The sequence below is a fragment of the Dickeya ananatis genome, from assembly GCF_019464615.1.
GTDB lineage: Bacteria > Pseudomonadota > Gammaproteobacteria > Enterobacterales > Enterobacteriaceae > Dickeya > Dickeya oryzae.
Map to the genome: position 1 here is coordinate 2,954,474 of NZ_CP040816.1, position 20,604 is coordinate 2,975,077.

Sequence of the window (20,604 nt, forward strand, 5' to 3'; positions counted from 1 at the left end):
CGCTTTTTCGTTTCAATACTGTCAGCAGATGCGCTTATTCTTTCGGGCGCGTTTCGCTGATAGCTGCAGGATGTTCGTCCTGAGCGGAAGATTTCGCCGCTGGCTGATCATCATTCATGGCTTTTTTGAAGCCTTTGATAGCCGCGCCCAGATCGCCGCCCAGACTGCGCAATTTATTGGTGCCAAACAGCAGAACAATCAAGGCGCCAATCACTAAAAGTTTGGCAATACTGATACCTTCCATACATACCTACCTGATAATGTGAGCTGGAAAAGCCAGCGCGCTTTAATGCATTAATAATGCTCTTTTTAAATCGATATACCGGATAAGGCAATGCCTATCTGTAACAAAGTAAGACGCAACGCATTACCCGATGTTTTTACCCGACCAAAATAGCCTTACCCTTATCGTAATACAGGTGGCTTAAAGCGATTGTGATGTAGCACAGGTAACTGGCGACGAACGGTTTGAATTCGCTCCAGGTTCAACTCCGCCAGCAACAATTCCGGTTGCTCAGCAGCCTGAGCAATCACTACCCCCATAGGGTCTATCACCATGCTATTGCCGATATTCCTGTCACCACACTCTCCGGTCGCGACCAGATAACAGGTGTTTTCCAGCGCTCGGGTTCGCGCCAGTAACTCCCAGTGTGCTTCTTTGTGCGGCCCTTTCACCCAGGCCGCTGGGACGACCAGAACATCAGCGCCGCTGATCGCCAACTGACGCGCCATCTCGGCAAAACGAATGTCATAGCACACCATCAACCCGACCCGCATTCCCGCAATCTCCACCACCGGAGGCAACGCACTGCCCGGCGTCACCCGGCGGGACTCCTGTACCGAGAAAGCATCGTACAAATGCAATTTATGGTAATGAGCCAGGACTTCTCCCCGTCGTATAACCAGCAATGTGTTATGCACCTTCCCTTCTGCCGCCGGGGTATGCAAGGTAAACACAACGCTGATATCCAGTGACTGACTCGCCGCCAGCAACTGGCTAACAAACGGGCCGGTTATCGGTTGGGCACACCCGACGCCCCATTCCGGGTCCGCGTTATCACGCGCCAGAACAGCCTCCGGCAACACCAGCAGATCGGCACCGACAGATGCAGCCCGTACCATTAATGTCATGCAGGTCTGGGCATTGTCCTGCCATAAACGCTGAACAGCAAATTGACCAAGCGCCACCTTCATATCAGGCTCCTTCATAACCGGCGGATACATTTGGTAAAACTACCACGGCTACAAAACACATCGGCATATAGGTAAACTTTATCAGACAGTAACGGAGATGACATTCCTCCATAACCGCCTTTCCGGCTGATGATGTCTACGCATCCCTCAATCGGCATCACTCGTGCCCTTTCGAGAGTAGTCTAACTTACCCCTGAACGAAAAGGTGACTATGTACAGTACGTTACTTGCTATTTTTCTTGGCGGCGGATTGGGCAGCGTCGCACGCTGGCAATTGAGTGTACGTTTTAACAGCCTGTTTCCCCAGATTCCAGCGGGCACACTGCTGGCAAACCTGTCAGGAGCCTTCATTATCGGTGCCTGCATGAGCTATTTCATCCGCCAGCCTGACCTTCCGCCACACTGGAAACTGTTGCTCACAACCGGTTTCTGCGGTGGTCTGACAACGTTTTCTACCTTTTCCTACGAAATGGTGACCTTACTGCAGAGCGGTGAATGGACAGCGGCGTTGTTCAATCTGCTGCTTAATTTGCTTGGTTCACTGATGATGACAGCACTGGCATTTGCGTTGGTGAGCTGGCTGAGTACCCATTAAGAGAAGAGTAAAATACAAAATAAAAACCCGCCATCAGGCGGGTTTTTCAGGAAATCGGTATAATTAAATAGCGATAACGTTAGCAGCAGAAGGTCCTTTAGCGCCGCTGGTGATTTCAAACTCTACGCGCTGACCTTCAGCCAGGGTTTTGAAACCGTTGCTCTGGATAGCAGAAAAGTGAACGAATACGTCCTTGCTGCCATCTTCCGGAGTAATGAAACCGAATCCTTTGGACTCATTAAACCACTTAACGCTACCTTTAATCTTAGACATCAAACTTACCTTTACATGAATGAACGACACAAAATCTGTGTCAAATACAGTACAGCAAGTAGCGGCGCATTTGTCCAGCCGAACATCATCAAAAAGTGATAAAACATGATAAAAAAGCGAACTGACTCCATTCATCCCACAGATTTACCAGTCGCAGCGGCATTATTTGGCATCTTATGCGTGGGTAACCACTCTCTTTTTATTAGCTCATTTATTAGCACCTTGGTCATCCAAACTCCGGGGCGATAAACTGAGATGCCGATGGCCTGAACCGGGGATCACATTTATTGCTCTGGCATCATGCCCCCATTTATCTTTGCCAACGGATGCCTTTACCAACTCATGCCTTTACCACCTTATCCTCGATCGACGTGGCGCACCGACATGGGTAACGACAAATGCAAATAATAGCCTCTTTTATTTACTCAGGCTTCCTCATTTACCCCTCTCCCCCCGCGGCAGAAACTTGAAAAACATGAGCGAAAATTAGCGACATAGATCACAAAAATGAAAAGAGAAAAATGGGGTAAAACGGGGGAGTTTATGGATAACATAACCACCTTAAGCGAAAATTAATTTTTATAAATCAGTTCATTAAAAGCGTTGTCAGTCACATAAAAAAAGCAGCAACCCGTGGGTTGCTGCTTTGGTGACACTCAATATGGGTCCTGGTAACTAATGACAGTAAATAAAATTGTACTAGTCTAAATACATCAGCAATTACTTACGCAGCATTGCATCGATGAAGCTTTTCCAGTTGTTGAGTTCGATTTCGATCATGTTGGTAGTTCCTTAAGGCTTTGTGGTCTTACGGGATTATTATACGCTTCTTTTTTGACCAAGATAAAGACTTTGGGGCGCAGAAATGTGCTCTCTTTCGCATTTCCGCAACTTTTCGTTAATTCCAACTCTATGATTTCTTAAGATAATTTTAATACTCTGCCGTATTTCATCGTTATGCGGTATGCTTTTTTGCCTTATAACATGAAAAATAACGAGTTTTAAATATATGGCTATCACCCTGTATGGAATCAAGAACTGCGACACCATAAAGAAGGCCCGTCGCTGGCTGGAAGAGCATCGTATCGACTATCGCTTCCACGACTACCGGGCAGACGGATTAACCGCAGAGCATCTGCAATCATTTATAGATGACATCGGCTGGCAGCCGTTGCTCAACACCCGCGGCACCACCTGGCGTAAGCTGGACGAAGCCTATCGCAACAGCATCAACAACGACGTGGCGGCAAAAGCTGTTATGCTGGAGCAACCGGCGTTGATAAAACGCCCGTTACTGGTAACCGATGATGGGAAAACCCTGCTTGGTTTTAGTGACGACAGCTATCAGCACTTTTTTACGGAGAATACCGCACATGTCTTGCCCGGTAATTGAACTGGCCCAGCAACTCATTAAACGCCCATCCCTCAGCCCGGATGACGCGGGCTGTCAGGCACTGATGATTGAGCGTCTGAAAGCTATCGGCTTTGTTATTGAAGCAATGGACTTCGGTGATACCCAGAACTTCTGGGCCTGGCGAGGCCAGGGAAAGACACTGGCATTTGCCGGTCACACCGATGTGGTACCGGTTGGCAACCAAAGCCAGTGGCAGACCCCGCCGTTTGAACCCACCATTCGAGATGGCATGTTGTTTGGGCGCGGTGCGGCAGACATGAAAGGCTCGTTGGCAGCCATGGTTGTGGCAGCAGAACGGTTTGTCGCAGCGCATCCTAATCATCAGGGGCGCCTGGCGTTTCTCATCACCTCTGACGAAGAAGCCAGTGCCGTTAACGGTACCGTCAAAGTGGTCGAAACATTGATGGCACGTCAGGAACGGTTAGACTATTGCCTGGTCGGCGAGCCATCCAGTACCGAACGTGTTGGTGATGTGGTGAAAAATGGCCGACGTGGCTCCATCACCGCCAATCTGCGGGTTCATGGCGTTCAGGGGCACGTTGCCTACCCACATCTGGCGGATAACCCCGTTCATCGGGCGATGTCCGCGCTCAATGAACTGGTGGAGACCGTCTGGGATCAGGGCAATGAGTTTTTCCCACCCACCAGCATGCAGATAGCCAATATCAACGCCGGTACCGGTAGCAATAATGTTATCCCCGGCGAACTGTTCGTCCAGTTCAATTTCCGCTTTAGCACTGAATTGACCGATGAACTGATTAAAGAGCAGGTCAAGGCGCTACTGGACAGCCACCAACTTAATTACACACTGGAATGGCAGTTGTCTGGTCATCCATTCCTGACCGGACGCGGCGAACTGGTCGATGCCGTCGTCAACGCAGTGGAGCATTACAGCGAAATCACGCCGCAACTCCTGACTACCGGCGGAACGTCAGACGGTCGCTTTATTGCCCGTATGGGTACACAGGTTGTCGAATTGGGGCCGGTCAACGCCACCATCCATAAAGTGAACGAGTGCGTCAGCGCTGCCGATCTGCAACTGCTCAGCCGCATGTATCAACGTATTATGGAGCAATTGATCGCATGATGTCCCCCGCCTGCCTGACTGGCAAAAGCGACCGCCATCTGGTGACGTTGAGCGGTTCACATCGTCTGCAGCCTGAAGCGGTCGCGGCGTTTACTGCCATGCAGCAGGCGGCGCGACAAGATGGATTCAATTTACAGCCTGCCAGCACATTTCGCGATTTTGGCCGCCAGCGCCAAATCTGGAATGGCAAGTTTACTGGTCAGCGCCCGCTGCTGGACCATCACTGCCAGCCGATAGATGCACTCACACTGGATGAAGGCGCGCGTTGTGAGGCTATTCTGCGTTGGTCTGCATTGCCAGGTGGCAGCCGTCATCATTGGGGCAGTGATCTGGATGTTTACGACCCAGACCTATTACCCGCTGGCCAGAAATTGCAACTGGAACCTTGGGAATACCAGTCAGGCGGCTATTTTTCCGGTCTGAACGACTGGCTCACCCGCCATATGGCCCGCTTCGGTTTTTACCGGCCATTCGCCCAGGATAACGGTGGGGTCGCGATAGAACCCTGGCATATCAGCTACGCACCGCTGGCTCAGGTTGCTCAGTCACAGCTAACGCCTGAATGCATTTTACACGCCTGGCAAGGCGAAGACATTGCCGGACGGGAGTGGCTGGAACCCAATCTACCGAGCCTGTTTCAGCGCTTTATACTGTCTGTTGATACACAATATATCGGTTGATCAATATATCGGTTGATAAACAGCGTATCCGCTGACCTGCTGCATGCAGGTCTGTGTATACCGACAGCCTGAAATAATGGCGGCTTACCAGCTACAATAAGGCGTATACGAGAAGATTCGCTAAAATAACGAGGAACAACCATGGGATGGCTGGCTGATTACTGGTGGGTGATACTGCTGGTGCTATTGGGAATGCTGGTCAACGGTATCAAAGAGCTACGCCGCCTTGACCATAAACGCTTTTTGAATAACAAACCGCCTTTGCCGCCGCACCGAGATAACAACGCACAGTGGGACGACGAAGACGACTGGCCACAGAAAAAGCCCTGAAACATACATGAACATGATAAGGCCGGGTCACTATGTGGCCCGGCCTGTTTATTGATGGGCGGTTTCTGCCGCAATTCTCGCTTAAAATACGTGGCTTAAAACACGAAACCCGTCATCGGTCAGTTAGCGAAATGCCACCAGCTCACCGCGTTCCCCCATCACCGCCTCATCCCAGAAACGTTTAGGAATATAGTGATGCAGTCGGTCCAGCGCGTATTCCATCATGCGGCCATCAATGGCGTGCCCGAGTTGCGGCACCAGATCCAACGTAAAATCCGATCCCTGAGCGCGCAAGCTCTGTGCTGCCTGCCGGGCATGATCCACGGTAATCACCGGGTCTTCCTCACCATGAACCAGATGGACCACAACATCGTACATCGGCTGGTCCGGCAACGTGGCAAAACGGCCACTGAATACCACAACCCGTCCAGCCAGATTCTTCTCTGCTTTCAGCGCTTCCAGGATCATGATTGAGCCCTGAGAAAAACCAATCAACGCCGTGTGGGAATAATCGATTCCCGTGGACGCCTGCCAATAGCGAACCGTATCGATAAAACGCGGCATAACGGCATTCACGCGGCGGGCACGGTTATCTTCCGTTACCCCCTGAACCGAAAACCACTGGCGTCCTTCGCCCAAGCCAATCGCTTCCGGGCCCCCCACACCGATAACCTGCGCCATGGGAAATGCATTGGCAAAATAACGGCCAATCTGTCCCATAGAAACCGGGTTGTCACCTACGCCGTGAAATAGTAAAAACAACTGCTTAGGTGAAGGTGGCTGTTGCACCACAAAATAGTCATGCTTCATATCGCCTCTCCTGCGGTTCTCTTCTGGGGGAACCGACTATGTAAAATATTCAGCGGTCACTATACGCCCCTCGATGGCGGGTCAATATTGAGGTTTATTGAACAAGTTATTCCATTATCCTGTATCAGGATCAGTGTATATGAACGGGGGAAATCAGCAGGTCCTCTCACAGTTTTAGTTGCAAAATTGTGATCGTTACCACTTGAAATAAATCTGAGGAATAAAACCACTTATTTCGCTATAGGACAATGTCATGCCAGCGTTGCCATTGTGCGGCATCCAAATGCTGCAACGCCTGGGCCGTTTCGGTACGCCAGCGCTGAACCAACGCCTTTTTGCCCGCCAATTGGAGCTGCTGAACGCACTCCGCCACGCTTCTCCCTTGCTCAAGCCACAGTCTTAAGGCCACCAATGCCATCGGCGAGTGGAGTAGCAAACGTGACAACGCTCCCTGACAGGCTTCCGGCGGACGGTGAGCCAGAGCAAACCCCGCCAGATTACGCCAGTCATCAACCGTGAATGTCTGTTCTGTCACCAGTGGCAAATCCAGCGTCAACGGAATATCGCGCCGCAGCCAAAACCAATCCCGACGTAATTCATGGTGTGCTAAAGCGGTCAACGCCTCCCCTGCCTCACTGAGCGGGAACAGTGCCATCGCGCTATAGCACCCACTGCTGGCCTCAACATGACTACCGATACGTACCAACTGGAACCCGCAACGTTGCCAGAATTGCCACAAATCGGGCTGAAAACCGAAACTGACAGACAGGAAATCCAGTTGCGCCTGTTGAGCCTGTTGCTGTTGATCTCGCACCAGTGCCAGACCGATTCCCTGACCTCGATGGGCGGCCAGCACAGCGATACGACTGATACGACGCGATCGTAACACCGGTGCCTGCCATTGATTAGCGTGTGCGGCCAACGACTGTGCCACCAGATTTCCGCTCGGGCGACGGCGTCCGGCCCACACCTCCTGCGCCAGTGTCGCCGACAATCCCCCTTCGTCCACCAGCCAGATGACCCCGCCAATCTTCTCATCGACACAAGCGCTGGCAACATACATACCAGAGGCATCCATCAAGCGACGTAAATCCAGCGCAGAAGTGCGGTAATGGGCGCTACAGAGCAATCCATAGCAGCCTTCCAGGCGTTCGGGCTGGCTCAGCCAGTCATCCTGCTGCTCCGGGCGAATAACAGGGGGAGCATCAAGTCGTTCCGGTACCTGTTTTTCAGCATCAAACAACATCATGCGATCCACAATGTGCTCCAGCGGATCGTGCTGTGCCCAACGTAATGGCTCAGTCAGTTCGATAGCCTGCCAGTCCGGCAATGAGGCACAAAACTTAAGCAGAAAACCACGTCCAGTCCCCTCATAGCCTTGAACCGTAGTTGTCATCACCACCCGACGGAAAAACGGCAATAAAGATTGCAATAACGACGTAGGGATAGCTGCGGCTTCATCAATCAACAGCCAGTCTACCAGTGGTGTACCCTGCTGCTGACAGAACGCCAACAGGGCGTCCGGCGCCCAAAATGTTGCTGCCTTCCCGGCTTGTCGTAACAGAATCTCGCCAGCAGCACGTGACGGTGCCGTTACCCAACATCCCCCCTGACACTGGCTCGCCAGCATACCGGACAGCGTTGATTTGCCACGCCCACGCGGTGCGGTAATCACCGACACGGCACACGCGGTATGCTGCAGTTGTTGCACGATGCGATACTGGCAAGATGTCGGCTCACCGCTAGCGGGCAGCCAATCCGGGCGACGTGTAGGGGGAGAAATTACCGGTTCGGGGTCTTGCTGGCGCCATACCACGACTTCTTTATCCGCCAACAGCTGGCGCTGCACATGTCGGATAAAGCGAGGCGTGGCAATTGGCTGAGGTTGCTCACTCCAGCGCAGACTATCGACATCCGGGCTATCAGGCCACGACGCCCACTCAGGAACCAATAACACGAACCAACTACCAGCCTTGAGCGCCCCTGCCAACATCGCCAGCGCTTGTGCATCGAAACCGTCTCTGGCATCAAATACCGCGTGCAGATACTCCCGCCCTAACACTCCACGCACGCGCGAAGGCGCTAAAGGGGTCATGTGCTGCGGTGCCGACGAGCCTACCCACAACCAGTCACCAGGCAGCAGAGCGCTCAAACGTACAGCCTGCTCGCCGCACCAGTCAGGCTGGCCGCTTAACACCAGCAGGCGACGAATGCCATAGCGCTGCAGATAGTGCTGGCTGACAACGAAAGATTCCACGACACACCCCGAAGAAAACTTAGCCTTTGCCGATCAGTAACGAGAGCAATCCCGCCGCAATCAATGGCCCCACTGGCACGCCACGAAATAGCGCTACCCCCATCACGGTACCCACCAGCAAACCGGCCACAACCGAGGGTTGGTTACTCATCAGTGTGACGCCTCGCCCACCGAGCCAGGAAACCGCAATACCGATAGCCACCGCCAGTAACGATTTCCAGTGTAAAAACGAAGAGAGCACATCACCGGCAGAAATTTTGCCGCTGGCAATGGGAGCCATCACGCCGATGGTGAGTACCAGCACACCAAACGACAGGCCATATTTTTCTACCCACGGGAAATAGTGATTCAGCGGCGTAATACGCACCACCACCAAAAACAAAATAGCCAGGGTAACCGTCATGTTCTGGCTGATAATACCGAGGGCAGCCAATGCCAGTAAGATAAGTAACGTTGGGTCAAAAAAGGCCATAAAACATATCCTTGCCGGAATCAGTCGACACACAGGCGAAGAATGATAGCACTCATTTCACTCAGGCAGCATAATTCACTAAGGCAACATGAAGAGTGCTACGCAGCAGGGAACCCGCCGCGAAGAGGCATTCAAAGAAACCTACGATCGGATGTCGTCAGGCAGTATCCGGCAACGGGCTGACAGGCAGCGATTTGTCAGACAAATCACTACCAGGTAGACCTTTGGCGAATTAACAGGTATCAGGCAAACAACCGTCCCGTTCTGGCAACCGAAAACCACAGCCGCCTGCCAGAACGTAAACGATTGCGCAGTTAGTCCAGTTTAACACCCAGACGGCGTGCGACTTCCTCATAGGCTTCAATCAGGCCCCCCAGACTCTGACGGAAACGGTCTTTATCCATTTTGTTCAGGGTTTCTTTGTCCCACAGGCGGCTACCGTCCGGCGAGAACTCGTCGCCCAGCACCACTTCGCCTTTGAACAGACCGAACTCCAGCTTAAAGTCCACCAGGATCAGGCCCGCGTCGCCGAACAGCTTGCTCAGTACCTCATTGGCTTTGTAGCTCAGTTCCTTCATACGCGCCAGATTCTCTTCACTGACCCAGCCGAAGGTCTTGCAGTAGGACTCGTTCACCATCGGGTCGTGCATGGCGTCGTTTTTCAGGAACAGGTCGAACAACGGCGGATTGAGAATCTCACCTTCCGTGATACCCAGGCGTTTAACCAGCGATCCGGCAGCACGGTTACGCACGACGCATTCGACCGGCACCATGTCCAGCTTCTTCACCAGTACTTCAGTATCCGACAGCAGGCTCACCATCTGGGTTGGGATCCCGGCGTCTTCCAGCTTGGTCATGATGAAGTGGTTGAACTTGTTATTCACCATCCCTTTACGATCAAACTGCTCAATGCGAGCACCATCCCCTGCTGACGTATCATTGCGGAACTCCAGCACCAACAGATCCGGATCTTCCGTGGTGTAGACCGTTTTCGCTTTTCCGCGATACAACTCAGCTAGCTTTTGCATCTTTTATTACTCCACACAAGTAAGGGCCACCCGCACCGGGCCCGTTAATTGAACGTGTTGATAAACCCATCACGTTGATGACTAAATGAAGAAGGGCCGGAGAACCCGACCCTTATACCCGTCATACTTCAAGTTACATGTGCGTTGGCTTTCCTCGCTCACCCCAGTCACTTACTTAAGTAAGTGACTGGGGATTCGCTGCGTCGCCGCCTGCCTGCAACTCGAATTATTTAGGGTATATATTCTTGCGTTTTACGACTTGCTGAACGCGGCCTGCAATACTGCGACCAGCGCGTCATTTTGCGACTGGCTTAGCGTATGTCCTTTGGAGTCGATAAATTGCAACGTACTGCGGTTGCCCAAATCACCGACCTGCAGTTTGTAATCGCCGTTCGGCAATTGTGGATCGCGCGCCCCCAGTTCATTCCAGGTTCCGCTACCCGGCGCCTTATAGCTGACAGCCACCGATCCTTGCGGACGGCTGCGATCGTTAACGGTCATCCCAACTTTATCCAGCGCTTTCGGCAGGCGGTCCCATACCTGATTGTAGGTACCACGCACCACCAGCAACGGCAGGCCAGAATCATCAGCGCCGCTCTGAACATTGAGCTGCTGGCTGTTACGATTAGCCTGAGCGCTGTCATTATCGTTCAAGCGCTTATCCAGTTCGTCAGACAGCGTATTGAGCATCATCGCGGTATAACGCTGAGTTTCGCTACTATCAGTCACCGGGCTGGTGTTCTGCTGCAGATCCAGCAGCTTCACGGTCAGCGCCAGTTGATAGCCTTGCGTCTGCAGGGTTATCTGGTAACGCGCCTGATGCGCGACATCCTCATCTTCACGCTTCCAGGTGATCCAATCGGTCGTCAGCGTCCGGTTGGCATCCTGACGACTGGCAATCGTATAACCTTTTGACTGGAGGACCTGCGTCAACACCGACCACAGGCTGCTGTTGCGCGCATTGTTCTCCAGCAACAACGTCGCCGTATTACCAGATACCTGACCGCGGGAACCATTCAACAAAGCCAATGGCTGCATCGGCGGGCGAATATCCAGCGCTTTACCAACCAGCCCATTCTGGTTGACCGGAGGAATATCGAAATCCCCGTTCTGCAACGGCAGAATCAGACCGGGCGGTACATTCAACGCCCGATGTTCGGGGGTTTGCAGATAGGATTCATCGCCATTAACCTGACGCTTGTAGCGTTGATCGCTGGTACAGGCGGCCAGCAACATGATCAGCGAAACACCGACAACCTTTGCCACCATCGACTTTTGCAATGAAGAACTCATCAAATCTCCCTAACGGTTACAGCAGACCCGCCTGCTTCATAGCCTGCTCCATCACATCGCGACCAGCATCGGTCAGCGGCGTCATCGGCAGACGAAGCGTATCGGTCGCCATCAATCCCAATGCCTTACAGGCCCATTTCACCGGAATCGGATTGGGTTCAACAAACAGTTTATGATGCAACGGCATCAGACGCTGATTAAGGCGGCGGGCTTCAACGAAATTCCCTTGAGCCGCCAGCTCGCACAGCGCCGCCATTTCACGGGCCGCGATATTGGCTGTCACGGAAATCACGCCGTTGCCACCGAGTTGCATAAAGTCCAGCGAGCTGGCGTCGTCGCCGCTCAGCAAAATGAAATCTTCATGAACCAGCTCTTGGATCTGGCTGACACGGCTTAAGTTCCCGGTCGCTTCCTTGATGGCAACAATATTTTTGACTTCTGACAGACGGGCGACGGTTTCCGGCAACATGTCACAACCTGTACGGGATGGCACATTGTAGAGGATCTGCGGCAGGTCGGTATGCTCGGCAATCGCCTTGAAATGCAGGAACAAACCATGCTGGGTCGGCTTGTTGTAATACGGCGTCACGGTCAGGCACCCGGCCACACCCGTATCGTTAAAACGCTGGGTGAGGGAAATCGCCTCAGCAGTTGAATTAGCACCGGTACCGGCGATAACCGGGATTCGGCCGTCGCTTAATTCCAGTGTCAACATCACCACGTCGCCATGCTCATCGTGACTCAAGGTGGCGGACTCGCCGGTGGTGCCCACCGACACAATCGCGGACGTACCGCTAGCGACATGATAATCAATTAGTTTTTTCAGGCTCACGCGATCAACGGCACCTTTGTCGTCCATCGGCGTCACCAGAGCAACAATACTACCCGTAAACATTAGCCATCCCCTCCACAAACAAGTGCTTCATGGTACTTTTGACTTCTATGCAAAAGCAAGCAGACAACCGTGGTTGTCTGCGCTTGGCAGGCGGTTTTTTTTATGTTTACCATGTTACTCCCAACATTTTGTACAGGAAGCACTATTTTGCCGCGCCCACAAGAACACTATCTGGTCATTACCGCGTTGGGGACGGACCGTCCCGGTATCGTTAATACGATTACCCGCCATGTCAGTAGCTGTGGTTGCAACATCGAAGATAGCCGACTTGCGATGCTGGGCACCGAGTTCACGTTTATCATGTTGCTTTCTGGCAGTTGGAACGCGATTACGCTTATCGAGTCCACCCTGCCACTCAAAGGTGTCGAACTGGATTTGCTGATTGTGATGAAACGTACAGAATCGCAGTCCCGCCCACCGATGCCTGCTACCGTGTGGGTCAAAGTGGATGTTGCTGACTCCCCACACATCATTGAACGCTTTACTGATCTGTTTGATTCTCATCAAATGAACATCGCCGAGCTGGTGTCTAAAACCCGCCCTGCCGATGGCGATACACCGCCGCAACTGTATATCCAGATTACGGCGCACAGCCCGGCTGCGTTAGCCGGTTCAATTATTGAGCCAGCCTTTCATCAGCTATGTACAGAACTGCACGCGCAAGGCAGTATTAGCGTTGTGAACTATCCACAGCACGAAGAGAAAGATGGAGAGTAGTGATGACCACACTGAAAGCCGGTGATACCGCACCGAAATTTAGCTTGCCCGACCAGGATGGCGAACAAGTTAATTTGGCCGACTTCCAGGGACAACGGGTGTTGGTGTATTTCTATCCCAAGGCCATGACGCCAGGTTGCACCGTGCAAGCCTGTGGGCTTCGCGATAACATGGACGAGCTGAAGACATTCGGCGTTGAGGTTCTGGGTATCAGCACCGATAAGCCGGAGAAATTGTCCCGCTTTACGGAAAAAGAGCTGCTGAACTTTACCTTGCTGGCTGATGAAGACCATCAGGTAGCAGAGCAGTTCGGCGTATGGGGTGAAAAAACCTTTATGGGTAAAACCTATGATGGCATTCACCGGGTCAGTTTTCTGATCAACGCTGAAGGCAACATCGAAAAAGTATTCGATGACTTCAAGACCAGTAATCACCACGATATCGTACTGAATTACTTAAAAGGTGCCTGAGCCTTTTTCTTTCTTGATTATTCTGCTCCTGATTATTGCCGACGTGGTATTCGGTGCGTCGGCAAACCACAGATCTCCACGCATTTTCCATTTTTTACACCGCCTTTTTCCCTATTCATGTTTCATTGTGTGCTACTGCTGGCTAAGATGATGACCATTCTTTCAGGTTGTTCGAAAGGTTGTCTTCGTTATGTCCTATCGGTTCAAACAGACGGTCATCGCCATACTGGCAGGCGCGTTACTGAGCGCAAGCCCGCTGATGGTCACAGCCACGACACAGGACACGTTGCCGGATATCGGCACCACCGCGGGCGGAACGCTCAGTATTAATCAGGAACTGGTGATGGGGGATTTCTACCTGCGCCAGTTGCGTGCCGGTGCGCCGCTGATTAACGACCCGTTGTTGCTGCAGTACATCAATCAGTTGGGTGGACGATTGGTTAAGTCGGCCGATTCCGTGCGTACGCCGTTTCACTTTTTTCTGGTCAATAACGACGAAATCAACGCCTTCGCCTTCTTCGGTGGTAATGTCGTGCTGCACTCCGGGCTATTCCGCTATGTGGAAAGTGAAAGTGAGCTGGCCTCGGTACTGGCGCACGAAATCTCCCACGTAACCCAGCGCCATCTGGCCCGCGCCATGGAAGCCCAAAAAGCCAGCGCACCGCTCGCCTGGGCTGGCGCTTTTGGTTCACTGCTGCTGGCAATGGCAAACCCACAGGCCGGGTTCGCCGCACTCAGCGGTACGTTGGCAGGTGCACAGCAAAGCGTCATCAGCTTTACCCAAGCGAATGAACAGGAAGCGGACCGCATCGGGATTCAGGTATTACAGCGGGCCGGATTTGACCCACAGGCGATGCCCAATTTCCTGCAACGATTGGCGGACATCTCGCGCTACGCCACTAAACCGCCGGAAATGTTGCTGACGCACCCGTTACCGGAAAGCCGACTTTCGGACGCCCGCAACCGCGCCAATCAGATGAAATCCACCCCGGTGCACTCCTCGCAGGATTTTCTATTCGCCAAGGCGCGTGTGTTGGGAATGTACGTTTCGCAAGATAACCCGTATGGTGCCGCCCTGTTGGACAACTGGGCCAAAGGCAACGCACGCGAGCAGTTGGCCGCTCAATACGGCCGTGCTATTCGGGCCTATCAAGCCAAGAAGTACGATGAAGCACGCGCAACGCTGCAACCCTTGCTGGATAAATCGCCGTCAAGCCCCTGGTTTCTTGATCTGATGACCGATATCGATATCGGCCAGCAGCGCGCGGATCAAGCCGTTGCCCGTTTGCAGAAAGTGCCGGATGCGCAGGACAACCCAGTGTTGCAGATCAATCTGGCTAACGCGATGGTAGAAAGCCATAAATCCGCCGACGCTATTCGTATCTTGCGTAAATACACCTATGCCCATCCGGACGATCCAAATGGCTGGGACTTACTGGCGCAGGCTTCTGCAGCACAGAATATGCGTGGTGAAGAACTGGCATCCCGGGCGGAAAGTCTGGCACTCAACGGCAAACTGGATCAGGCGATTCGTTTGCTGAGTAACGCCAGCTCGCAAAGCAAGCTCGGCAGCCTCGATCAGGCACGTTACGACGCCCGTATCGACCAGTTACGTGCGCTACAGCAGCGTTTCCGCCCTTATGAAAAATCCTGAGAAAGGTAAATGGAATGAGTAAATCGGTGACCATCTATCATAACCCCCGTTGCTCTAAGAGCCGCGAAACACTGACGCTGCTCCAGCAACAAGGCATCGAACCGGAGGTGGTGTTGTATCTGGATACACCACCGGATGCCGCTACCCTCACCAGGCTGATTAAACAACTGGGATTTAACAGTGCGCGCGAACTGATGCGTCGAAAAGAAGAGCTGTACCGCGAGTTGAATCTGGCTGACGACACACTGACAGAGGCTCAACTGATTGAGGCAATGATCACCCACCCGAAATTGATTGAACGCCCAATCGTGGTTGCCAACGGCCACGCTAAACTGGGTCGCCCACCAGAACAGGTGCTGGATATCCTGTGACAGATGGCATTACAGCCCGAGGATCTCTTTGACGAAAGGGATCGTCAGTTTACGTTGGGCGGTGATGGACGCGTGATCGAGCTGGTCCAGCGTCATAAATAACGTGCGCATTTCCCGATCCAGCCGCTTTAGCAAAAAGCGGCTGACGTCTTCCGGCAGTTCAAAACCACGCAACCGAGCCCGCAATTGTAACGCCTCGCCTTTTTCTTCATCCGACAACGGCTGCAACCGATAGATTTGCCCCCAGTCGAGACGCGAAGCCAGATCCGCCAGTTGCAGATTGATCTGACGCGGCGGACGATCGCCGGTAATCAGCAAGCGGGTGCGTCCCCCCTCCTGAATGCGGTTGTATAGATTAAACAGTGCCATTTCCCACGCGTCATCACCGGCGATCGCTTCAATATTATCGATACAGACCAGCGACAGTTGCTCCATCCCGTCCAGCACCTCTGGGACGAAATAGGCACGCTTATCTAACGGCACATAACCGACCGCACGACCAAGACGGGACAATTCAGCGCAAGCTGCATGCAGCAGGTGACTACGGCCGCCGCCTTCACGTGACCAGAAATAGATGTAACTGCCATGTTCCTGATCTAACGTCGTATGGATAGCAGCCAGCAGAGACGTATTTTCTCCCGGGTAGAAACTGGCAAAGGTTTCGTCATCGGGTAAATAGAGTGGCAATGATAACTGTGCCGGTGTGTTCAGAAGCACCTCAAACCAAACAGGCAGGAAAACGAATCAAGTTTAGCATAGAAACCTTTTGCGATTGAACCGGCATCCCGCCGGTTCAACGCACCGCCCGTCGCAACATCAACGGGCTGGAGAATTTTAGTGTGCAGAAGAGGAGTGAGCAGAAGTGTTGTCGTCCGCCTCATCAATCACATCAATTACTTCTTCTTCTTTACGGAACAGGCTGATAACGCGAAACACGAGGCTCAGGAACACCCCCACCACCGTGGCCAGCGCCATCCCTTTGAGCTCGACCGCGCCCAGGTGGATCTTCGCGCCGCTGACGCCGATGATCAGTATGACCGAGGTCAGGATCAGGTTCTGTGCCTTGTTGTAATCCACTTTGGATTCGATCAGCACACGAATACCGGATGCGCCGATAACACCGTACAACAGCAGCGACACGCCCCCCATCACCGGAACCGGCACAGCCTGAATTGCCGCAGCCAGCTTACCGACGCAGGAGAGCAGAATCGCAATGATCGCCGCTCCACCGATAACCCAGGTACTGTACACTTTGGTAATCGCCAGTACGCCGATATTCTCACCGTAAGTCGTATTCGGTGTGGAACCAAAAAAGCCGGATAACATGGTAGAAATACCGTTAGCAAACAACGACCGGTGCAGACCAGGGTCACGCATCAGATCTTTTTTCACGATATTGGCGGTGACCACCAGATGGCCCACATGTTCGGCGACTACCACCAGTGCGGCTGGCAGTACCGTCAGCATCGCCACCCACTCAAAACGCGGTGTATAAAAGGTGGGTAAAGCGAACCAGTGCGCCTGAGCGATCGGCGTTAAATCCACCATGCCCATCACGAAAGCAAGCGCATACCCTACCAGTACGCCAATCAGGATAGGGATAATCGCCAGAAAACCGCGAAACAAGACGGAGCCCAGCACGGTTACCGCTAGCGTTACCAGTGAAACAGTGACGGTCTTGGTATCCATTTCAGTACCGGCAGCAGGCAGCAAGCCAGCCATGTTGGCCGCCACACCCGCCAATTCCAGCCCGATTACCGCGACAATCGCCCCCATCGCCGCCGGTGGGAAAATCACGTTCAGCCAGCCGGTTCCGACTTTTTTCACCAGCAACGCCACCAGACAAAACAGTGCGCCGCACAGAATAAAGCCGCCCAGCGCCACTTCATATCCCTGCGGCAATAGCAGAAAAACCGGCGAGAGAAACGCAAAACTAGAACCCAGATACGCCGGGATTTTACCTTTACAGATAAACAGATAAAGCAGTGTCCCGATGCCGTTGAACAGCAGTACGGTCGCCGGGTTAATTTTGAACAGAATGGGCACCAGTACAGTGGCTCCGAACATCGCAAACAGATGCTGGAAACTCAGCGGTATCGTTTGCAAAAGTGGGGGGCGTTCACTGACGCCGATGGCGCGACGAGTCATCGTGTTTTCCTCTGTGTCTCAGACTGAAAAATACCGGGAACCCCGGCAGAAAGTTCAGCGCCGACCACTCTTCATCTCATCGACGCTGAAAAAATCTCGCCATCCGTGGAATGCGCAGGGGCCACCCGTTAGGTTAGGTCAGAAACGGCGGCTTATACGCAAAAAAAAGCCGACTCTACAGTCGGCTGGATATCATTTCGTACCAAACAGCTTGTCGCCCGCATCGCCCAGGCCCGGCATAATGTAACCGTGTTCGTTGAGGCCCTTGTCGATGGAGGCGGTGTACAACTCCACATCCGGATGCGCTTTCTCCAGCGCGGCAATCCCTTCAGGCGCAGCAACCAGCACCAGCACCTTAATGCTAAGGCAACCGGCTTTCTTCAGCAGGTCGATAGTGGCAATCATCGAGCCGCCAGTCGCCAGCATCGGGTCAACGACCAGCGCCATGCGTTCGTCGATGTTAGAAGCCAGTTTCTGGAAATAAGGAACCGGCTCCAGCGTTTGTTCGTCGCGGTACATCCCTACCACGCTGATACGCGCACTCGGTACGTTTTCCAGCACCCCTTCCATCATGCCAAGGCCAGCACGCAGGATCGGTACGACGGTAATTTTTTTACCTTTGATTTGGTCAACTTCAACCGGGCCGCACCAGCCTTCGATGGTCACTTTTTCCGTCGCCAAATCGGCGGTGGCTTCATAGGTCAGCAAACTACCGACTTCAGACGCCAGTTCGCGAAAACGCTTGGTACTGATATCGTGCTCGCGCATCAGACCCAGTTTATGCTTAACGAGCGGGTGTTTTACCTCGACGATTTTCATTACTCTTTACTCCCATCGGCAGTGGACGGCCAAAAAAATCGCGGGATTATACCGCTTTTTCAAATGTACGCCATAGATTCCAGTCTGATCCAAATCAAGCGAAAACGGAAATTATCGCTATCCATCCCCCAGACAGCCGATAGCGGCCTTCATCATCTCCTGACGAAAGCGCCACACAGCGAAGACACCGCTCGCAAACGTTTGCTTACGCTGTTAGAATTAGCGCGCTCCATTTTTTAAACCAATCGTAACCTCCGTGGGGACTCCGCAGTGACCGATAAAACCTCTCTCAGCTATAAAGACGCAGGCGTGGATATTGATGCTGGTAATGCATTGGTAGACCGTATCAAAGGTGTAGTGAAACAGACCCGTCGCCCGGAAGTCATGGGTGGATTGGGCGGTTTCGGTGCCTTATGCGCCTTACCGCAAAAATACCGCGAACCGGTACTGGTTTCCGGTACCGATGGGGTTGGCACCAAGCTGCGTCTGGCGATGGACCTGCAGCGTCACGATACGATTGGTATCGACCTGGTGGCAATGTGCGTCAACGACCTGGTGGTACAAGGTGCCGAGCCACTGTTTTTCCTGGATTATTACGCCACCGGTAAGCTGGATGTCGACACGGCAGCCCGCGTTATCACCGGTATCGCCGAAGGATGCAAACAGTCTGGCTGTGCGCTGGTGGGCGGCGAAACGGCTGAAATGCCCGGCATGTACCACGGTGATGATTACGACGTGGCCGGTTTCTGCGTCGGCGTGGTTGAAAAAGCCGAGATTATCGACGGCAGTAAAGTACGCGAAGGCGACGCACTGGTCGCGCTGGCTTCCAGCGGCCCACACTCCAACGGTTACTCGCTGATCCGTAAAATCCTCGAAGTGAGTGGCGCTAATCCGGAACAGATTCAACTGGATGGCAAACCACTGGCTGATCACCTGCTGGCCCCGACTAAAATTTACGTGAAATCCGTACTGTCACTGATTGAAAACGTAGATGTGCACGCCATTTCCCACCTGACCGGCGGCGGTTTCTGGGAAAACATTCCGCGCGTATTGCCGGAAGGTATGCAGGCGACGATCGAGGAATCCAGCTGGCAGTGGCCGTCTGTATTCCAGTGGCTGCAGCAAAATGGCAACGTCAGCCGTCACGAAATGTATCGCACCTTTAACTGTGGTGTGGGCATGATCATCGCGCTGCCAGCCGAACAGGCGGACAACGCTATCGCTCACCTTACCAGCAACGGTGAAACTGCCTGGAAGATCGGTGTCATTACCCGTACCAATGGCGGAGAAACCGTGGTCATCCAGTGATGAAAAACATCGTTGTCCTGATTTCAGGTCAGGGAAGCAATCTGCAGGCGTTAATTGACGCCTGCCAGCATGGTCGCCTTCCCGGGCAAATTAGTGCGGTATTGAGCAATAACCCTGATGCTTTCGGTCTCAAGCGGGCTCGTGACGCCGGTATCGCGACCCACGCGCTACTGCCGGGCGATTATGCCAGTCGTGCCGATTTCGATGCAGCACTTGCAGTCGAGATCGAGAAATATCAGCCAGATGTCGTGGTATTGGCTGGATATATGCGTATCCTCAGTGCCGAATTCGTCACCCGTTTTCTGGGGAAAATGCTGAATATCCACCCGTCGCTGCTGCCCAACTATCCCGGCTTACATACCCACCGCAAGGCGCTGGAAAACGGCGACAGTGAGCACGGTACCTCGGTGCATTTTGTCACCGAAGAGCTGGATGGTGGCCCGGTTATTCTGCAAGCCAGAGTGCCGATTTTCCCCGGCGATACTGAGCAGGATATTCAAGAGCGGGTGCAAGCGCAGGAACACAGCATCTACCCGCTGGTTGTCGGCTGGTTCCTGGCAGGACGTCTGGCGCTGCGCGATAATCACGCCTGGCTTGACGGCGAAGTGATCCCCGAAAGCGGCTACGCCGCCGAATAAACCGCCTGATTCAGCGTCCACCTCCCCTCGCGCCCGGCATCACCGGGGCGTTGTTCTTGCGTATTACTCTCGTCATGCCTTCATAAACAGGGTCCCATCAGGGCGCTCTCTTTTTCCCGGATAATGACCCTCGTCACAAAGGTTACAGAAT

At 53.1% G+C, this 20,604-nt stretch carries 24 protein-coding genes and 1 riboswitch; of the genes, 11 read left to right on the plus strand and 13 right to left on the minus strand.

Annotation, left to right across the window (positions count from 1 at the left end; genetic code table 11):
* Positions 1-34: 34 nt before the first annotated feature.
* Together tatE and FGI04_RS13040 are read right to left on the minus strand one after the other, a co-directional pair.
* A complete protein-coding gene (tatE, locus tag FGI04_RS13035) occupies positions 35-244 on the minus strand; it encodes a twin-arginine translocase subunit TatE (RefSeq protein ID WP_012770646.1) in 210 nt (69 codons plus the stop codon).
* Positions 245-405: 161 nt separating this feature from the next.
* Positions 406-1,194 carry a deaminated glutathione amidase gene (locus tag FGI04_RS13040; protein ID WP_342699497.1) on the minus strand — a complete coding sequence of 263 codons (789 nt, stop codon included), beginning with the start codon at positions 1,192-1,194 and terminating at the stop codon, positions 406-408.
* Positions 1,195-1,278: 84 nt separating this feature from the next.
* A riboswitch (Fluoride riboswitch) is annotated at positions 1,279-1,340 on the plus strand.
* A 65-nt stretch (positions 1,341-1,405) separates the two neighbouring features.
* Here FGI04_RS13040 and crcB point away from each other — a divergent pair.
* The gene (gene crcB, locus FGI04_RS13045) at positions 1,406-1,789 is read left to right on the plus strand and encodes a fluoride efflux transporter CrcB (RefSeq protein ID WP_342699496.1); all 384 of its coding nucleotides are present in this window, start codon (positions 1,406-1,408) and stop codon (positions 1,787-1,789) included.
* Positions 1,790-1,852: 63 nt separating this feature from the next.
* Here crcB and cspE read toward each other — a convergent pair whose 3' ends face one another.
* Both cspE and ypfM read right to left on the minus strand, forming a co-directional pair.
* Positions 1,853-2,062 carry a transcription antiterminator/RNA stability regulator CspE gene (cspE, locus tag FGI04_RS13050; RefSeq protein WP_009113827.1) on the minus strand — a complete coding sequence of 70 codons (210 nt, stop codon included), beginning with the start codon at positions 2,060-2,062 and terminating at the stop codon, positions 1,853-1,855.
* Positions 2,063-2,782: 720 nt separating this feature from the next.
* Positions 2,783-2,842, minus strand: coding sequence for a protein YpfM (gene ypfM, locus FGI04_RS13055; protein WP_146214195.1), 60 nt, complete (start codon positions 2,840-2,842; stop codon positions 2,783-2,785).
* 229 nt (positions 2,843-3,071) lie between these two features.
* Between ypfM and FGI04_RS13060 the strand changes: the two genes are divergently transcribed.
* The 4 genes from FGI04_RS13060 to FGI04_RS13075 all read left to right on the plus strand — a co-directional run bounded on the left by FGI04_RS13060 (position 3,072) and on the right by FGI04_RS13075 (position 5,573).
* Complete coding sequence (locus FGI04_RS13060) at positions 3,072-3,455, plus strand: ArsC family reductase (RefSeq protein WP_342699495.1); 384 nt, start codon at positions 3,072-3,074, stop codon at positions 3,453-3,455.
* Positions 3,436-4,563, plus strand: coding sequence for a succinyl-diaminopimelate desuccinylase (gene dapE, locus FGI04_RS13065; protein WP_342699494.1), 1,128 nt, complete (start codon positions 3,436-3,438; stop codon positions 4,561-4,563). Before FGI04_RS13060 ends, dapE begins: the two co-directional genes overlap by 20 nt.
* Positions 4,560-5,243 carry a M15 family metallopeptidase gene (locus FGI04_RS13070; protein ID WP_407273120.1) on the plus strand — a complete coding sequence of 228 codons (684 nt, stop codon included), beginning with the start codon at positions 4,560-4,562 and terminating at the stop codon, positions 5,241-5,243. The genes dapE and FGI04_RS13070 overlap by 4 nt, the downstream gene beginning before the upstream one ends.
* A 141-nt stretch (positions 5,244-5,384) precedes the next feature.
* Positions 5,385-5,573: a YpfN family protein gene (locus FGI04_RS13075; protein ID WP_012883846.1), complete on the plus strand. Its 189-nt coding sequence runs from the start codon at positions 5,385-5,387 to the stop codon at positions 5,571-5,573.
* Between the two features lie 123 nt (positions 5,574-5,696).
* Here FGI04_RS13075 and ypfH read toward each other — a convergent pair whose 3' ends face one another.
* From ypfH to dapA, 6 genes are all read right to left on the minus strand, one after another.
* Entirely contained in the window at positions 5,697-6,383 is a 687-nt protein-coding gene (gene ypfH, locus FGI04_RS13080) for an esterase (RefSeq protein WP_407336840.1), read from the minus strand.
* A gap of 238 nt (positions 6,384-6,621) precedes the next feature.
* Positions 6,622-8,640 carry a tRNA(Met) cytidine acetyltransferase TmcA gene (locus tag FGI04_RS13085; protein ID WP_407336841.1) on the minus strand — a complete coding sequence of 673 codons (2,019 nt, stop codon included), beginning with the start codon at positions 8,638-8,640 and terminating at the stop codon, positions 6,622-6,624.
* A 19-nt stretch (positions 8,641-8,659) separates the two neighbouring features.
* Positions 8,660-9,112: a DUF441 domain-containing protein gene (locus FGI04_RS13090; RefSeq protein WP_342699491.1), complete on the minus strand. Its 453-nt coding sequence runs from the start codon at positions 9,110-9,112 to the stop codon at positions 8,660-8,662.
* Positions 9,113-9,426: 314 nt separating this feature from the next.
* Positions 9,427-10,140 carry a phosphoribosylaminoimidazolesuccinocarboxamide synthase gene (purC, locus tag FGI04_RS13095; protein WP_407336842.1) on the minus strand — a complete coding sequence of 238 codons (714 nt, stop codon included), beginning with the start codon at positions 10,138-10,140 and terminating at the stop codon, positions 9,427-9,429.
* A 252-nt stretch (positions 10,141-10,392) separates the two neighbouring features.
* Positions 10,393-11,433: an outer membrane protein assembly factor BamC gene (bamC, locus tag FGI04_RS13100; RefSeq protein WP_342699489.1), complete on the minus strand. Its 1,041-nt coding sequence runs from the start codon at positions 11,431-11,433 to the stop codon at positions 10,393-10,395.
* A gap of 16 nt (positions 11,434-11,449) precedes the next feature.
* Complete coding sequence (dapA, locus tag FGI04_RS13105; protein ID WP_342699488.1) at positions 11,450-12,328, minus strand: 4-hydroxy-tetrahydrodipicolinate synthase; 879 nt, start codon at positions 12,326-12,328, stop codon at positions 11,450-11,452.
* A gap of 147 nt (positions 12,329-12,475) precedes the next feature.
* On the opposite strand from dapA, the gene FGI04_RS13110 reads away from it, so the two are divergent.
* The 4 genes from FGI04_RS13110 (at position 12,476) to arsC (ending at position 15,540) form a co-directional block, all read left to right on the plus strand.
* Positions 12,476-13,045: a glycine cleavage system transcriptional repressor gene (locus FGI04_RS13110; RefSeq protein ID WP_012883839.1), complete on the plus strand. Its 570-nt coding sequence runs from the start codon at positions 12,476-12,478 to the stop codon at positions 13,043-13,045.
* A 2-nt stretch (positions 13,046-13,047) separates the two neighbouring features.
* The gene (gene bcp, locus FGI04_RS13115; RefSeq protein WP_012883838.1) at positions 13,048-13,515 is read left to right on the plus strand and encodes a thioredoxin-dependent thiol peroxidase; all 468 of its coding nucleotides are present in this window, start codon (positions 13,048-13,050) and stop codon (positions 13,513-13,515) included.
* 190 nt (positions 13,516-13,705) lie between these two features.
* Positions 13,706-15,169, plus strand: a complete 1,464-nt coding sequence (gene bepA, locus FGI04_RS13120; protein ID WP_342699487.1) for a beta-barrel assembly-enhancing protease — start codon at positions 13,706-13,708, stop codon at positions 15,167-15,169.
* Between the two features lie 14 nt (positions 15,170-15,183).
* Complete coding sequence (arsC, locus tag FGI04_RS13125; protein WP_407321056.1) at positions 15,184-15,540, plus strand: arsenate reductase (glutaredoxin); 357 nt, start codon at positions 15,184-15,186, stop codon at positions 15,538-15,540.
* Positions 15,541-15,549: 9 nt separating this feature from the next.
* Here arsC and hda read toward each other — a convergent pair whose 3' ends face one another.
* The 3 genes from hda to upp form a co-directional block, all read right to left on the minus strand.
* A complete protein-coding gene (gene hda / locus FGI04_RS13130) occupies positions 15,550-16,257 on the minus strand; it encodes a DnaA inactivator Hda (protein ID WP_016942004.1) in 708 nt (235 codons plus the stop codon).
* Between the two features lie 117 nt (positions 16,258-16,374).
* Positions 16,375-17,688: a uracil permease gene (gene uraA, locus FGI04_RS13135; protein WP_038907340.1), complete on the minus strand. Its 1,314-nt coding sequence runs from the start codon at positions 17,686-17,688 to the stop codon at positions 16,375-16,377.
* 192 nt (positions 17,689-17,880) lie between these two features.
* The gene (gene upp / locus FGI04_RS13140; RefSeq protein WP_016942006.1) at positions 17,881-18,507 is read right to left on the minus strand and encodes a uracil phosphoribosyltransferase; all 627 of its coding nucleotides are present in this window, start codon (positions 18,505-18,507) and stop codon (positions 17,881-17,883) included.
* Positions 18,508-18,777: 270 nt separating this feature from the next.
* Here upp and purM point away from each other — a divergent pair, with 270 nt between their 5' ends.
* Positions 18,778-19,815, plus strand: coding sequence for a phosphoribosylformylglycinamidine cyclo-ligase (gene purM, locus FGI04_RS13145; RefSeq protein ID WP_342699486.1), 1,038 nt, complete (start codon positions 18,778-18,780; stop codon positions 19,813-19,815).
* Complete coding sequence (purN, locus tag FGI04_RS13150; RefSeq protein WP_342699485.1) at positions 19,815-20,453, plus strand: phosphoribosylglycinamide formyltransferase; 639 nt, start codon at positions 19,815-19,817, stop codon at positions 20,451-20,453. Before purM ends, purN begins: the two co-directional genes overlap by 1 nt.
* Positions 20,454-20,604: the final 151 nt, after the last annotated feature.